Origin of the sequence: Citrobacter sp. XT1-2-2 (assembly GCF_023516235.1) — a bacterium.
Lineage (GTDB): Bacteria > Pseudomonadota > Gammaproteobacteria > Enterobacterales > Enterobacteriaceae > Citrobacter > Citrobacter werkmanii.
In genome coordinates, this window is record NZ_CP097324.1 from 2,398,168 (window position 1) to 2,413,274 (window position 15,107).

The window sequence follows — 15,107 nt, forward strand, 5'->3', positions numbered from 1 at the left end:
GAAATTGCTATGCAACATCAATTACTGATTAATGGCGAGCTGGTCAACGGTGAAGGTGAAAAGCAGCCAGTCTATAACCCTGCAACTGGTGAATGCATTCTGGAGATTGCCGAGGCCTCAGCCACGCAGGTTGATGCCGCGGTCCGTGCGGCCGACAGTGCCTTTGCCAGTTGGGGACAAACCACACCGAAAGTACGTTCCGAGTTACTGCTGAAACTGGCGGATGCTATCGCGGATAACGCGCAAACCTTCGCTGAGCTGGAATCGCTCAACTGCGGTAAGCCGCTGCATTGTGTGCTCAACGATGAAATTCCGGCCATCGTCGATGTTTTCCGCTTCTTTGCCGGGGCGGCCCGCACCCTGCAAGGACAGGCCGCCGGAGAGTATCTGGAAGGGCATACGTCAATGATTCGCCGGGATCCGCTGGGCGTGGTCGCCTCTATTGCCCCGTGGAACTATCCGCTGATGATGGCGGCGTGGAAACTGGCTCCGGCGCTGGCGGCGGGGAACTGCGTGGTGATTAAACCGTCGGAAATTACCCCATTGACGGCGCTTAAACTGGCCGAGTTTGCCAAAGATATTTATCCGGCAGGCGTTGTCAACGTGCTGTTTGGCCGTGGAAAAACCGTGGGCGATCCGCTGACCGGACATGAAAAGGTCCGCATGGTTTCATTGACCGGCTCTATTGCCACCGGCGAACACATTATCCAGCATACCGCGTCTTCAATTAAGCGCACACATATGGAACTGGGCGGCAAAGCCCCGGTCATCATTTTTGATGATGCGGATCTGGATGCGGTAGTGAGCGGCGTGCGAACCTTTGGTTATTACAACGCCGGACAAGACTGTACCGCCGCTTGTCGAATCTATGCCCAGAAAGGCATTTATGACGCGTTGGTTGAGAAACTTGGCGCGGCGGTTGCCAGCCTGAAAATTGGCGCGCCGAACGACGAATCGACGGAGCTGGGACCGGTAAGTTCGCAGGCACATCTTGATCGCGTGGCCAAAGCGGTCGATGAGGCCAAAGCCCTGGGGCATATCAAGGTTATCACCGGGGGTAAAAAAGTGGACGGCGCAGGCTACTACTTTGCCCCAACGCTGCTGGCCGGGGCAAAGCAAGAAGATGCCATCGTGCAGCGGGAAGTTTTTGGTCCGGTGGTCAGCGTGACCGTATTTGATGATGAAGACCAGGTACTGGCGTGGGCGAATGATTCGAAATACGGACTGGCATCTTCTGTCTGGACCCGGGACGTCGGCCGCGCGCATCGGTTCAGTGCTCGTCTGCAATATGGTTGCACCTGGGTCAATACCCACTTCACGCTGGTCAGCGAGATGCCGCACGGTGGGCAAAAACAGTCTGGTTATGGCAAAGATATGTCGGTGTACGGGCTCGAGGATTACACGATTGTTCGCCATGTCATGATCAAGCACTAACACTCTGTTAAGTTGCCGCGATAGATGTGAATATATCGTGGCAACTTTTTTTGTTAGGAGACTGTAGGGTACTATTTAATCATTATGTCCATCATTTATTATAATTGAACTAGTTCTTAAGTTATTCGTCAAAGGGGTGGATATCACCCCAAATGATATTAATTTAATGGTACTGACATTTTTTTATTAAGTGAAGGGTCTGGCTTAACCTCAATGTAAATATCATTTTTTATTAAGTCATGTTTTTTCAAAGCCTTGCTAATAAACGGGCCTTCATACAATGGGAATGGCCAGTTATCATTGTCATCTCCTTTGGGAACAGCCAAAATAAGATTTTTTTGATTGTTTTTTTCTGCTTCAACAACTTTGTCTATAATGTATTGACTTACTGTAATCCCTTCTTTGTAATTTAAGTTAAGATTGATGGACTCTTGAAGGGTTGAATCCTTAGTAACATTAAAATATACCATCAAGCAAACTACAATAGTGAGAAATAAGTTAGTTCCTTTACTTGTTTTTCTTGATAGAAAATCAATAGAAATTAGCACGCAAACCAAGCAAAAAAGAAATATCCCCCACATTACTACTGGTCTTGCGGCATAATAACTACCAGCCCTTGAGCACAGAAGAATTAATGCAACCAAAGTAAGTATGCCAGATAGAAAACATATAAAGAATGTTTTTGCATTATTTTTATTGGTGCTATTTATGCATATATATGTAGATATTGCCAGCCCAGCCAAAATCAAAAAAGATCCGCTGTAAATGAAAATTGGTTGCACTTGTGATAAAAGATCATTAAAAATCTTTACAGAACCTTCAATGTCAAGAGAACCAGTCCCAAGACTGCTTGCCCTTCCACCATTTGCTTCAAATACGACAGCGATAAGCCATATTAAAATTATTAATATATGCAGTGGACATTTTTGGATTGTTTTTTTTATAGAAAAACTGTTTTCGATGAAAGCGAATAACAATAAGACCCCACATGTGACCGCTATAATAACGTTAGCAAATAAACTTGAGAAGATAGCGATATATGAAATTAAAAATATTATTAAACAAAATGCAAAACCATTTTTTTTAAAATCGACAATTGAAAGCATGTCTTTTTTTCTTATAATGTAGATTGCTAATATTGAGTTAATAAGAGCGGGTGCTATGTAATGATAAAAACATGTTATATTAACTTCCCATAGCATATATAAACTCTTATGATTTCCCGCCTCATTGAACAAGAAAAAAATCAGAGAATATGCAAGGATAGTTAAGATAAAAGCTCGATAAAAATTAGCTTTCAACCCGATTTTAAGTAGCAAAAGTAACTGATGACAAAAGAATGTTAGCAATAAAGAAATGAAAATTGCTGTAATGATGGAAAACGATTCAAGAAACCCAAAACCAAGTGGCATAATCAACGTTGTTGATAACGTGGCGAACAAAGGATACCCAACCTCAGGCATTACCTTTATCGGATTTGCTATACCCCATTGAGGATAAAGTCCTCTGGAGACAGTTAGATTACCCCAGTCATCACCAGATATAATGACCGTAGGGTGTAAATGCAGAAAGAAAAAAAGTGACATTGCTGTAAGAAGCAATAGCAAAATGGGTGTTAATTTTCTGCTATTTTTTTCAGTAATCATTTCCAAGTACCTTTATAGTTAGTTTTTTTTATTATATATTTTGGCCTGTGCTTAGTTTCAATATAAATACGACCTATATATTCGCCAAGCACTCCAATTCCGATTAATTGCACCCCACCAAGGAAAAGTATTGAGACAAGGAGGGATGGGTAGCCACGTACAGAATTTCCGAAAGCGAGCGTATCTATAATCATCCATGCTCCATATAGAAACGCGATTCCTGCTACGAAAAGACCGATATAGGTCCACACACGTAAAGGGAATGTCGAAAAGCTGGTTATACCTTCCAGAGCCAGGTTCCAAAGCTTCCAGCCGTTAAATTTTGAACTTCCAGCGATGCGAGAAGCGCGGGCATACTCAACGACATCTGTTTTACCGCCTACCCAGCTTAGAACTCCCTTCATGAACAGATTACGCTCCGGCATTAACTTAATGTTATCGACGACTTCACGAGACATTAGTCGAAAATCGCCAACATTCTCTTCAATTTGCGGATTGCTAATTTTATTGTGTAATTTATAGAACCACTCAGCTGATTTTCGCTTAAGCCTGCTGTCTGATGAACGGTCGGATCGCTTTGCAAGGACCATATCTGCGCCAGCCTGCCATTTTTCAATCAACTCTGGAATAACGTCAATCGGGTCCTGAAGGTCAACATCTATAGGAATGACAGCATCGCCGGTGGAATAGTCAAGACCAGCAAACAGAGCGGACTCTTTCCCGAAGTTACGAGTGAACGATAATGGAATGACAAGTGGATCGGCCACAGAAAGCGCATAAATTATGGACTCTGTAGCATCTTTACTGCCGTCGTTAATAAAGACGATTTCGACATCATACTGCTTTAGCGAGTCAACTTCCCGTACCGCTTTATAAAAAATCGGGATTGCGTCTTCTTCATTAAAGACCGGAACGACCAGTGAAATCTTCATTTCGCATCCCTAAAGACAATGAATTTTGAGTATATAAAACCAGCAATCAGACTGAAGGCAGAGAATGCAACAAGGGTCACAACAGCTGGTGCGCCAAGAGCATCGGCTATATGGCCTGTCAGTGCTGCCATAAATCCCATAAATAATACGAACGCAATATAGCGTCCTGATGTTGCATGAGATTTAAAGGTCCATTTTGCGTTGACGAAGAAACTGAACGTAACCGCAACACAGAATGCAACTACGTTAGAGACGGCCTGGCTTGCCCCGAAAAAGTGAAGCAGCACACCAAAAACGAGCCAATGTAGTGCCGTATTGATTACACCAACTGAAACATATCGACTAAATAACTTTAACATTATAGAAATCGGTAAATTCTGAAAGGTCAGGAGTTTAGCATTTACCGATAGTTAGATCGACCCTCAATAACTATTTATACCGGTGATCATTGAAGATGCTGGATTTTTCAGCCACTGGAGATCATGCTGCCCACCATGAGAATCTTCATCACCAACCAACAAAAGCGGAACTTGTACGCCTCCATGACTCCAGTCGTGACAAGCGGGTTTGTGATCGCATTAAAGCTATTCTTCTGGCTTCTGAAGGCTGGAGTTCGGCCATGATTGCCCAGGCTTTGCGTCTGCATCTGACAACTGTTGGCCACCATATCAGCGAGTTCCTGAACAAAGGCAAGCTGAAGCCCCAAGATGGTGGCTCAGACAGTAAGCGCAGTGCTGAACAAACCGCTTTGTTAATCAGCCAGTTATCCTGGAATGAACAAGTAACTGCATCGTAACGGCTTCACCTACAAAAGACCGCCAGACATCCCCCATAAATTCAATGAAGAGGAAAAAGGCAATTCATTGAATATTATGACGAAATTAAAACAACTGCGGGTGATAAACCGGTTCTTTATATTGATGCAGTCCATCCGACGCAGGCCACTAAAATCAGCTATGGCTGGATACGTAAAGGCCAGAAAAAAGCGGTGGAAACAACGGGTAGCCGTACATGATTGAATATCATGGGGGCGCTGAATCTGAAAGCGCTGGCTTCTCCGTTAATCTGTGAATATAAAACCATTAATGAATATAATGTATCATTTTTTCAATGAGATACGTAAGGTGCATCCTGATTATAACCAGAAAATCCATGTCATCCTGGATGTGGCAGGTTACCACCGCTCACAGTTAGTGAAAGACTGGGCAAAGGTGGTAAATATCAGGCTGCATTACCTTCCCCCTTCCAGCCCAAATCTGAATCCGATAGAGCGAATGTGGAAGTTAATGAACGAACATGCCCGGAATAATCGCTACTTCAGCAGTACGCTAGAGCTCAGGGACGCAATATCTGTCTTATTTAACCAGACGCTGCCGGATATAGCGGACTCACTGACATTCCGAATTAACGATCGCTTTCAGGTACTCAAACCCGCATCTTGAGGTTTATTGGGTATATACTGTCTATATATCGTTGCATATGAGAGTAGGGGGTTTTGCGCATTGATTTTCGCAGTCCGCGTGAGCTTGACATGTGAGTTGACCGATAGTGAACACTTGCAGAATAAAAAATTTGGTAAGATGCCTTGGATCTTTGACTGTAACAATCAAGCACTGTGTCAGTGCTTGCTCTTAAGCCTCCCAGACACGAAACGTAAAAGAGGCACGGATAGCTAAAAATTAGCAAACGGGTCTCTATACTATTCGCGCCACTGGCCTCGTCGCCATCGGACGGCGGTAAGTTGGAAATATCCGCGAGGTCAGGCTAATTGATACGACAAAGCCCCAGCTTAACGCCGGGGCTTTGTGCTTTCAGGTATACCGTCCAGTTATCAGCGGCGGTAGCTGCAAAGCCAGGCAAGTAGCGCACAGACGCTCAGCACCAGCCCCAGTTGTTGCACCATGCCAGCCAATCCCAGCATCATTCCCAGCAACAGGTAATAGCTTAACCCGAACAAAGCACCAGCGGCCCCGGCTTGTTCACGATAGCGACGCAGTGCCTGGCTCAATACATTGGGAATGGCGATACCATAGGCCAGTACCACCCCAAACACCGGTATCAGGATCCATGCAGTATGCTGTAGCCACCACGCCGCCAGACCTGAGAACATGGCCAGCACACAGGCATGACGTACCAGCTGTTGCGGCGTCAGACCTGTCGTTAACAGACGCCGATTCAACAGGCTTCCCGACAGCGAAGCAAGCGCAAGTAACACTCCCGTCCAGCCAAAGGCTCTGGAACTCCATCCCAACTGTCTGAAAAGAAATGGCGCCAGACTGTAATAGCTAAACAGCATGGTATTTAACAGGGCGATCAGCATAGCATTTTTCCACAGCTCATCGTCCCGTGCCATGCGGAGAAGGAGCACAGCCATCCGCGGGCGGATCGTATTCTCCGGCCTTGTTTCCGGCAAACGGGTTGCTGTCAGTATGAGCAGTAATATCGCCAGCAAAACAAGAGCAACGAATACACCGATATGACCATACAGGCACACCAGCCAACCTCCGCTTAGCAGGCCGAAAACCGGACTCAGGGCCAGCGCGGCGCCCATCACAGAAAAGACGCGGGATAGCGTGGTTGATTCATAACAGTCCCTCAATATGGTTTGTACCACGACTGACCCGGCAGCCGCTCCGATGGCTGACACCATCCGCGCCAGCAGCAACACGTTGAAATTATTGGCAACAATGGCCAATGCACAACCTGTGCCGTAGCAGATTAGTCCTGCCAGCATCGCCCGCCGTCGTCCGATACTGTCGCTCAGCCAGCCCCACATCGCCACACCGACGGCGAAGGCCACAAAGTAAACGGAGAGTGTTTGAGCTGCACGTTCACTGCTTATGTGAAAAGCGGTAGCGATACCTGGCAATGCCGGGCTGTAAATGGTTTCCACCAGTTGCGGAAACATTATCAGCAGAGTGAGCAGCCAAAGCGGCGGACGACGAAGAATATTCATAGCAATATCCGAAGAGACCGAAAACAGGCGGGAATTATTGCTGAAAGGGGTATGTCTTATTACTATTATCAGGACTTTATATATCAAATATCGGACAGATAATGAAAATTGCCCCCGATGAAATTTTCGATGCGGATAGCTTTGATAACCCGGTAATTGGGATTGCCGCCGATATGGGCGTACACGATTCCGGACGCCATAGCCACCTTCGTCATCAACTCCTTTTTTCGGCGGCGGGGAGCATCACGATTGAACTGGAGCAGGCCCTGTGCCTGCTGCCGCCACGGCGTGCGGTCTGGATCCCGGCCGGTACGGTTCATCGCGCCATCATGCGTGGCGTAATGGCTTATCGTTCTTTGTACTTTTCAACCTCGCTGCCGTTATCCGATCTGCCAATGCATATCGTCGAGGTTAATCCACTTTTTTTCGAAGTCATAGAACGCATGGCCTTTTGGTCATGGGATATGCCTGCGGTGCAACAGGCCAGCCTCATCACCGTTTTTTGTGAGGAATTGCGGGCCGCGCGTAGTGAAAACTGGACATTACAATTTCCCTCAGATCCACGGCTGGACGTATGGCTTGAGCAATTGCGCATGGGGGCGTTGCCACCGCGACTGAATCAGTTGTCACAACGGGTTGGGGCGTGTGAGAAGACCATCAGTCGGATCTTCATCAGAGATACCGGGATGAATTATCAGCACTGGCGGCAGCAATTTAGACTGTTAAAAGCCATGGAAATGCTGGCTGACGGGAGTCCTGGTAGTCAGGTGGCGCAACATCTGGAATTTGTCAGTGACAGTGCTTTTATTGCATTTTTCCGTCAGCATACCGGCACCACGCCAGCCCGCTTTACAGGCAAATAATGCCGCAGAAGGATTAGGGATATTACATCCTAAGGATGATTTACCGGATGAAGGCAGAGTGGGAAGATCGTTGGCTAATGGCAGAGAGAAAACCCTCTCTGCCAGTGGACGCTGCAATTAATTCAGAAGAGTCACATCAAGCAAACCAGCCGAACCTTGCGGAAATCAGACTGAAAAGTCCTACAGCAGCAAATATATTTATCAGCACCACAGTTTTACTGGAAACATTCATTTGTGCCACCTTTCGTTTTAACCCCTATGGGTATAGTACGGGTTATAACTATCCGCAATAGTACGAATTCTGAACATAATGAAAACGGGTTGTTTTACCGCCGTTTCTCTTAAAATAATTAATAAAACTTGATGTGAGTCATGAAAAAGAGCATATTGCGCGCGATTTCACCTTCCGGCCAGGATGCCTTACATGTCTCTGTACCAAAAAATGTTGGTCTTTTATGCGGTGATGGCCGCTATCACGGCAATCATCACCTGGTTTCTGTCACGCGAGAAAAAGCGGATTCGTTTTCTCAGCGCGGTATTAGTCGGGGCGACCTGGCCAATGAGCTTTCCCGTCGCGCTGATGTTTTCACTTTTCTGATGAGGCCGTTTCAGCAGGAAAGCAGGTCATCTAAACGTTTTTTGTCGACTTCATTAACATCCTGTGGGTGCTGATATCCCACGTTCTCATTCGCGCGGGTATACAAAGCAACCAGCCAGTCGTAAACATAGCGGCTTGCGCCGTGCGAGGGCTGTTCTTCCAGTTTGGCCAGGCGCGACATCGGTTGTTGCTTTGGCGCGCTAAAAATAGCCGCGCCTTTTTGGATCCTGCTGGCAGGGCGCTGTTCCTCAGCAACGTTGGTAAATCCAAGCCAGGTAATAAAATCCCCAATATCGGCATGTAGCTGCGCTGCACAGACGTTTTCGCGCTGCATCATGCGCTGTAAGCGTTGCGGCATCTCCAGGCGATAACTGGTGGTCACAAGAATGTCAGCCACCTGCCTTAGCGTACGAGGATCGAGACCTAAACGGCGCGCATTATTTTCATCGCGACACCACTGACGTACGTGATTAACCCACATTTTGTGTGCCAGATAACCAGTTTCTTTGCTTTCCGGCGAGTGCGGTATGTCACGCACTTCAGCAAACAGGTCGATCTCTTCATTAAATAGCCCGTTCACCTGTTCCTCGCGCGGCTGATGAACACGCAGCAGCGACTCAAAGAGGCGCATTGGCGGCAGTAACCCCTCCAGTAGCTCGCCATGTTTTGCCGCCTGGGATTGTAACTGGCGGATCACCGACTCGCTGCTACCTGACTCATCAGCGCGGGTGTTAATCCAACTCATCAGCGTTTCGCGGATGCGCTGTTGGTGTTGTTCGCGCAGAGAGGTCAGCCTGGCCTGACGCTGTTGTGGTGAAGTCGCCTGAGTCAGCCATTCGACAAGGCGTTGTAAGCTGTGGTTATCCAGCGCCTGCAGCGTACCCCAGTGCAGTCCCGGTTTGCCCATTAATTGCTGTACGGACTCATCCAGGTTTTGCTGGGTGCTAAAACGCGCATCCTGTGGGGTGATGGCCCAGACTACGCCCGGTAATGCGGCGTCATGTACGGGTTGCGTATCGTTGACCCAGCCCAGCAGCTTGCGGGTAATGGCTGGCGTCTGGGCGCGGGTAGATACCGCATTGCAGATTAAGAGCACATCCGGTTGCAGTTGCTGGCGATAATGCTCCAGCATCCAGCCTAATTTTGCCTGCCACAGCGGATGGGGATGAGCATCCGGGGCGAGAGGGATATCGAGCAGGTCGACATTCTCCAGCACAGCATCTTCCACCGTCAGGATCAGCTCGCGCGTCAACAGCGCTAGTGATGCCTGTGAGAGACTGACCGCATTGAGCAACTGATGGTTTTCAATTGGATGAACAACCACATCACTTTGCGCCTCACTCCCGTGCAATGCCACCTGAGTGAGAAAACTCTCAGCAGGTAAACCAAAATGGTCAACCAACAGGCTCAGCGGAGCCGCCAGTTCTTGCGCGTTCCCGGTTTGTTGCAGCGTATGCGCCAGCGCCAGCCACTGCTGCGTTAGCTCTGGTTGTTCTCCCCACAATAATGCCCAGGCGTTTGCCCGGGTCGTCAGATCCAGAGCGGGGAGAAGCGTAGCAAACTGATGCCATAGCGCATCGTCAATTTGCTGCTGATTAGCCGGTACGCAGGAGCGCCAGAAACGACCGATTGCCGCGACATCCTGAGCCGTGATGCCTTGCACCGGATGACGCTGACGCAGGGTTTGCCATTTTTCCAGGCGCGCCTCAATAATCGATTTCTCAACCTGGCGGTTGTCCGGAAGCGCACAGAACTGTGTGATAAACAGCTGTACCAGTTCGGCTTCACTGAGTAAGCGTAAGCGCAGCGGCCATTCGCTATTGAGCGGATTATCTTCACGCGTAAAGCGAATCGCCATATTGGTCGGTGCATGCCCCGGATTAATATGCGAAAAATAATCAAAACTGCGATCCGGTGTCACGATGTTCACTTTGCCATTGGCATTGCTGCACAATGCCGCGAGCAGATGCGCTTTCGCTGATTGTGAGTGCCCATATAACCCAACACAGCCTCGTGCTGAAAAGGTCGCTGTCAGCGCAGATTCATTAACCGCGGCTAACGTAAGTTGTGTCAGCAGGGCATCCGCCTCATCATCAAGACGTACGGAACGCTGGCGGGTCTCTGTTACCCACTCGATGACGGCCTGCGCGGTGTTTAACATCTTACTCATTTCAGGTACACGCTCCCGCTATCAATCCAGTAATGGCTACCGCTATGGCGACGATCCGCCAGGGTATTCAATTTTAACGTTAAGGCATTGGCGGCAACGGGGGTGCCATCCTGTAACCAGGCATCGCTGAGTACGAAACATTCCGGGCCGCTCTCTTTGCTGCCGCCGCGTAACTGCAGCCGTACATTTAACACGCCATCTCCGGCGATACTTTTTGCCAGTTCGGCAGAATTTATGCTCAGCGTATACAGCGGCGTGGCAGGCCAGCGGCTGTTTGCCAATTGGCGGAAGCCTAACGTTACATTGCCGCGCAGCGGGAAGTGCAAACGGGTATCCAGCTTCGCGCCGGGTTTATCCAGATCGATATCGTGATACCAGATGTTCTCATCGCGTAGCGTGTTGACCGTATTATCCAGCACGCCAAGATAACGTACGGTCGAGTAAGCGCCGATATCGGCAGCTTTAAAATTGAAGCGCGGTAAACGCAGATCCAGCGCCAGGCTGCATAGCATTGCACCGACTGCTGCGGTGGATTTGGGGTTGCCAATCCGCCCTTGCTGACTGAACGGATACCACTCGTGCACCCGATAGTTATCCATCCAGATCATACGATTAACCGGAACGGGTTGAAGATGGCGGATCAACGCCTGTACGCCCGGTAAACAAGCGGGTCTGCCGGTCACTAATAAAATATCGCAACGATAATGTGAAATAGCCTCACAAACCGCGTGCAGCGGCGAGGTCAGGGTAAATTGCCCCGCCAGTAACGCTTCTTGTAACTGCCTGAACTGCACCTGTAACGGCACGCTCAAAACATCAAACGCTGGCGAACCAGACGGCAACGCATGATCGATAGCCTGTTGGATATAGTTCATCACGTTACGCGTGGGTTGCTGGCTGAGCAGCTCGCCAAAGGTGGCATGCAGTCCGGCTACCGGATCGTTAATATCGCTTTGTTCCCAGGCGGAGAGTACCGCATGACCGAGCGGCATAAAGAGTTGTAATGCCGTTTGCTGACGCAGGATCGCCTGAGTATCGATGCGCCCGGAATCGCCAAACAGCGTAGCCAGTAATGCGGCGGCGTCGGTCACGCCAGCCTGCTGCAAGCGGGTTTGCAGGGCAGGTAGTACGCAACGCTGAATCACGTCCAGCAGCATGTCATCGCCTGCGACCTTAAAGCCTTCGCGAAACAGCAAATGCGGGGTGATCTTGACGTTCGCGCCAACGCCGTCATCAAGTTGGTAATGGACGACGGCCATATCCGTGGTCCCACCGCCAATATCGATGGATGCCACGCGCAGCGCACGGCCTTTTATCTCACCAGGTTCAGGCAGACGGTCCGGACGGGCAAGGGCATTAAAAAACGATTCCGTGTGACCATCGTAGTGGGAAATCGCCTCATTATACAGCCACACCAACTGACCGCAGCTGGCTTCATCCCACTCCATCTGGATCTCAGGGACGGGAACCACGCTCTTTTCCTGCTGCTTACGGGTGGTGAAGTCTTCATCCTGCGGGTGCCAGCCCATCGCTTTCCAGACCAGTGCAATGGCTTCAAACATACGCAGGCGAAAAATCTCGCGCTCCTGTTTTGGCATCGCTGAGGGTAGGGTCAGGATCAATGTGCGCAACTGGCGAGGAGAGGCCGGGAAACCAAGGCGCAAACGCGTCGCCACGCTGTTAATTTGACCCAGCGCCTGAGCCAGGATCTCACACAGCATATGCGTCATCAACGTGCTGCGGCTGTATTGCGGTGAGAACACCGGCAGACGGTCATCCTGCGGCAGGCTGAACAGCGGTTGTCCGTCATCATTCATGAGATTCATCAGCGGGAAGGCGGTAGCCAGCGGTTCGCGCTGGGTTTTGCCATTCATCTGGCTAAAGCGCCAGTCATGCAGCACCGGCGTTTCATCCCACAGATAACGGCGCGGGCTGGAGATCCCGCTGCTGCCTTCCGTACCCATACGTTGCATCGCCAGCTTTCGGGCTTCATCGCCCACGCGAACAATCGACGGCCAGATAAAGGCGTCATCACGACCGCTCTCAACGGAAAAGTGCTGTTTACCGAACCGCGCTTCGGAAAACTCCAGTCGGCTGGTGAATAGCGGATCGTTAAGAAACTGCGGCTCGCTTAATGACCGCACCTGTAATTCAGCGGTCTGGCGCAGTCCATCATTGGCATCGCCGTGATCCTCAATCAGGACGCCGCAGGTATGGGTATTACCAATGTCCAGGATCAGATCGACGGGAATCGCCGGTGTGCTGAGCGTATGTGTGACCAGCTTGACTTCCGGAATAGAAAGCTGTTCGCCTAACAGGGTTAACAAATTTAACCAGTGCGCCTGATATTCAAAATTACGCAGCGCCTGCTGGATCTCATGTTCTGAGCGATTCTCATGCTGCGTGACATGATGCATAAAGGATTCGCGCAGCCAGCCGTCAATCCAGGTCTGGTCGAGGAAATCGGCAATTTCGTTATCATGCCAGGCCAGTGCAAATCGCGTACCGTTAAGCAGGTCATTTTCGTTGGGGGTTAACGCTGCCGGGGCATTTTCAGTGAGCTGGCTGTCCAGCGCCAGGGTAACGCGGTGAGTGTTGCCCGCGCTGTCTGGTTGCGCCAGTTTTCGCACCTGTACACGCGCCCAGTTATCCGGGCCTTCAACAAACGTACGCGGCGGATTAAAGCGCAGGAACGGCAGCGGTAGCCAGATGCCGTCGAGCACGTCCAGAGAATAATGCAGCGTCTGGGTGCTTTCCGGCTTCACCACTTCGGGCTGACCGCCGGTGCTGCCCGGCAAGGTATAGCGTCCCGTTGTCAGATCGAAGTCCAGCCGTAGCAGGGGACCGTTGGCCGTTTTGCGCACAAAGCGGCCATGATGCGCAGATTCCTGCGGCGTCAGGCCAAAATCCAGAAATTGCACACCGCTATTGGCGATGAGCGTCACGCTTTGTTTGTAGTCACACAGATTCACCAACATAAAATCAGGCACCTATCTTTTTGATCGTCAGAGGGATTTCCGCGTGATCGTCATATCGTGCGGTGCAGGTGGCGACGTCATTGGTTCCCGCTTTGCAGGTAATTTCAGGCATCGGATAACGTGATCCGTCCGTGCAACGGGCATTGCCGCGACTCTTAATCATTAATTCGCCAGTCTGATGCAAACCAGAGAAAATCTCGGCACGACAAACAATATTGTCGCCATGAACAACGCGTGCAGTGCCTTTATTCGTCTGGATCTGATAACGCAGCGACGGCGCTTTGCCGCTGACCGGATCTTTCACGTCGACCATGACGCGCCAGTTACCGTTGAGGAAACGCGTCGTTCCTGCCTTCATCTGGCTGGCATCCATGACCAGCGCATCTTTGGGAATAGCGGCAATCACTACCGGTCCTGCGTCAGGTTTCTCTTTTTTCGCTACCGGAATGACTTCAGCCCGATGCAAAGGTAGTGCAGAGGTCAGTTCCGGCAACGGCGTCATGTCTGCTTTAGCCACTGCAATGGGGGCAACTGAGGGGGTAGGGATAACGGCTTGCTGTTTCCACAGCAGCGGTCCGACAATGGCTGCGATAATTACGGCGGCAACGGGTAGACTCCACAGCGGCAGGCGACGTGCGGGCTTCACCTGTACTGGTGGCGGTGTGACTTCCGGTTCGTTGATCATGGCCAGCGGTTGTGGTTCGGGTTCAACCGGTTTTGGCGGTTCAATGACCGGCGTCAGTAAAGGGGCATCGGCCTCAGTGAAGGTGATTTCAGGTGAAGTCTCTTCTTCCGGGTCAGGCTCTGTCACAGTGACAACCGGTGGTATATCGGCAAGGCGCAAGCAATCGAGCACATCGTCGCGGGGATTTTCATTCAGATTGACGAAGCCCCAGAACGTAATAACGGGTTTACCATCAACCAGAAACACGTGATTCTCGCCAGGAAACTGGATGGCTTTTTCGAGCAATGAACCAAACAGTTGGAGGGCGGTTTTCCCCGATTGCAGACTTTTACGGCTCAGGGCCGCCGCATTTTCCAGCGTGCTCCCCAGATAGCGCAGCGCACGAAAACGTGCCTCTTCATCAGCGGCTTTCCACGCAACGACTTTTCCTTCAACCGGAGAATACCAGTCAACCCGATCGCCGTTGTCGTTAATTTGTGGGATCGCCAGACAATCCACCATCGCCTGCTGTTTACGCAAGCGAAGCGTTTCACGAATTTGCAGTGCTGAATCAAACACGGCCTGACCACCGCCACCTACGGCCTGATAGTCATCCAAATTGCCGCTGCGTAAGAGAGTTTTTGCCACGTTGTTACCCCTTAGACTTCTTCACACATCTACTTTACGGTTTATAAAAACGAGCAAACGACGGAAGAGAGGCAAAAAGGGGCGAATTTTCATGGCATAGAGTGCCGGGAAAAATCTTGACGTTTTGAAAAAGACTTAAGGGAAATTAATTCGCTTGTGGTGATGAATAATTCAGCGAAAACCACCGGATTAGAATAACCTGATAGTGATTTGTTATT

At 49.9% G+C, this 15,107-nt stretch carries 10 protein-coding genes and 2 pseudogenes; 4 read left to right on the forward strand and 8 right to left on the reverse strand.

Annotation, left to right across the window (positions count from 1 at the left end; genetic code table 11):
• The first annotated feature begins 9 nt into the window (after nt 1-9).
• Complete coding sequence (patD, locus tag M4I31_RS11385; RefSeq protein WP_085048168.1) at nt 10-1,434, forward strand: aminobutyraldehyde dehydrogenase; 1,425 nt, start codon at nt 10-12, stop codon at nt 1,432-1,434.
• 158 nt (nt 1,435-1,592) lie between these two features.
• Here the strand turns inward: patD and M4I31_RS11390 are convergent, their stop codons facing one another.
• The 3 genes from M4I31_RS11390 to M4I31_RS11400 are packed head-to-tail and all read right to left on the reverse strand — an operon-like array spanning nt 1,593 to nt 4,371.
• On the reverse strand, nt 1,593-3,080 hold the full coding sequence (locus M4I31_RS11390; RefSeq protein WP_085048169.1) for a hypothetical protein: 1,488 nt from the start codon (nt 3,078-3,080) through the stop codon (nt 1,593-1,595).
• On the reverse strand, nt 3,077-4,012 hold the full coding sequence (locus M4I31_RS11395; RefSeq protein ID WP_085048170.1) for a glycosyltransferase family 2 protein: 936 nt from the start codon (nt 4,010-4,012) through the stop codon (nt 3,077-3,079). Before M4I31_RS11395 ends, M4I31_RS11390 begins: the two co-directional genes overlap by 4 nt.
• Nucleotides 4,009-4,371 (reverse strand): GtrA family protein, encoded by a 363-nt coding sequence (locus M4I31_RS11400; protein ID WP_085048171.1) that lies wholly within the window; start codon nt 4,369-4,371, stop codon nt 4,009-4,011. The genes M4I31_RS11395 and M4I31_RS11400 overlap by 4 nt, the downstream gene beginning before the upstream one ends.
• A 123-nt stretch (nt 4,372-4,494) precedes the next feature.
• Between M4I31_RS11400 and M4I31_RS11405 the strand changes: the two are divergent.
• Nucleotides 4,495-5,454, forward strand: a pseudogene (locus M4I31_RS11405) (IS630 family transposase).
• A 389-nt stretch (nt 5,455-5,843) separates the two neighbouring features.
• Here the strand turns inward: M4I31_RS11405 and M4I31_RS11410 are convergent.
• Entirely contained in the window at nt 5,844-6,968 is a 1,125-nt protein-coding gene (locus M4I31_RS11410) for a multidrug effflux MFS transporter (protein ID WP_085048172.1), read from the reverse strand.
• A gap of 101 nt (nt 6,969-7,069) precedes the next feature.
• Here M4I31_RS11410 and M4I31_RS11415 point away from each other — a divergent pair.
• Nucleotides 7,070-7,848: pseudogene (locus M4I31_RS11415) on the forward strand (helix-turn-helix domain-containing protein).
• A 119-nt stretch (nt 7,849-7,967) separates the two neighbouring features.
• Here the strand turns inward: M4I31_RS11415 and yncL are convergent.
• Nucleotides 7,968-8,063 (reverse strand): stress response membrane protein YncL, encoded by a 96-nt coding sequence (gene yncL / locus M4I31_RS11420; protein WP_071524268.1) that lies wholly within the window; start codon nt 8,061-8,063, stop codon nt 7,968-7,970.
• Nucleotides 8,064-8,255: 192 nt separating this feature from the next.
• On the opposite strand from yncL, the gene M4I31_RS11425 reads away from it, so the two are divergent.
• The gene (locus tag M4I31_RS11425; protein ID WP_069324931.1) at nt 8,256-8,429 is read left to right on the forward strand and encodes a GhoT/OrtT family toxin; all 174 of its coding nucleotides are present in this window, start codon (nt 8,256-8,258) and stop codon (nt 8,427-8,429) included.
• Between the two features lie 10 nt (nt 8,430-8,439).
• On the opposite strand, the gene M4I31_RS11430 is transcribed toward M4I31_RS11425, so the two are convergent.
• Genes M4I31_RS11430 through M4I31_RS11440 form a run of 3 tightly spaced genes read right to left on the reverse strand, consistent with a single transcriptional unit; the run spans nt 8,440 to nt 14,889 of the window.
• Complete coding sequence (locus tag M4I31_RS11430) at nt 8,440-10,599, reverse strand: virulence factor SrfC family protein (protein WP_085048174.1); 2,160 nt, start codon at nt 10,597-10,599, stop codon at nt 8,440-8,442.
• The gene (locus M4I31_RS11435; protein ID WP_038643177.1) at nt 10,596-13,577 is read right to left on the reverse strand and encodes a virulence factor SrfB; all 2,982 of its coding nucleotides are present in this window, start codon (nt 13,575-13,577) and stop codon (nt 10,596-10,598) included. The genes M4I31_RS11430 and M4I31_RS11435 overlap by 4 nt, the downstream gene beginning before the upstream one ends.
• Nucleotides 13,578-13,581: 4 nt before the next feature.
• Complete coding sequence (locus M4I31_RS11440) at nt 13,582-14,889, reverse strand: SrfA family protein (protein ID WP_085048175.1); 1,308 nt, start codon at nt 14,887-14,889, stop codon at nt 13,582-13,584.
• Between the last annotated feature and the right edge of the window lie 218 nt (nt 14,890-15,107).

What these genes read in the sequence shown, in the direction of transcription:
- patD (WP_085048168.1), top strand. Translation starts at nt 10, where the DNA reads ATGCAACATCAATTACTGATTAATGGCGAGCTGGTCAACGGTGAAGGT.
- M4I31_RS11390 (WP_085048169.1), bottom strand. Translation starts at nt 3,080, where the DNA reads ATGATTACTGAAAAAAATAGCAGAAAATTAACACCCATTTTGCTATTG.
- M4I31_RS11395 (WP_085048170.1), bottom strand. Translation starts at nt 4,012, where the DNA reads ATGAAGATTTCACTGGTCGTTCCGGTCTTTAATGAAGAAGACGCAATC.
- M4I31_RS11400 (WP_085048171.1), bottom strand. Translation starts at nt 4,371, where the DNA reads ATGTTAAAGTTATTTAGTCGATATGTTTCAGTTGGTGTAATCAATACG.
- M4I31_RS11410 (WP_085048172.1), bottom strand. Translation starts at nt 6,968, where the DNA reads ATGAATATTCTTCGTCGTCCGCCGCTTTGGCTGCTCACTCTGCTGATA.
- yncL (WP_071524268.1), bottom strand. Translation starts at nt 8,063, where the DNA reads ATGAATGTTTCCAGTAAAACTGTGGTGCTGATAAATATATTTGCTGCT.
- M4I31_RS11425 (WP_069324931.1), top strand. Translation starts at nt 8,256, where the DNA reads ATGTCTCTGTACCAAAAAATGTTGGTCTTTTATGCGGTGATGGCCGCT.
- M4I31_RS11430 (WP_085048174.1), bottom strand. Translation starts at nt 10,599, where the DNA reads ATGAGTAAGATGTTAAACACCGCGCAGGCCGTCATCGAGTGGGTAACA.
- M4I31_RS11435 (WP_038643177.1), bottom strand. Translation starts at nt 13,577, where the DNA reads ATGTTGGTGAATCTGTGTGACTACAAACAAAGCGTGACGCTCATCGCC.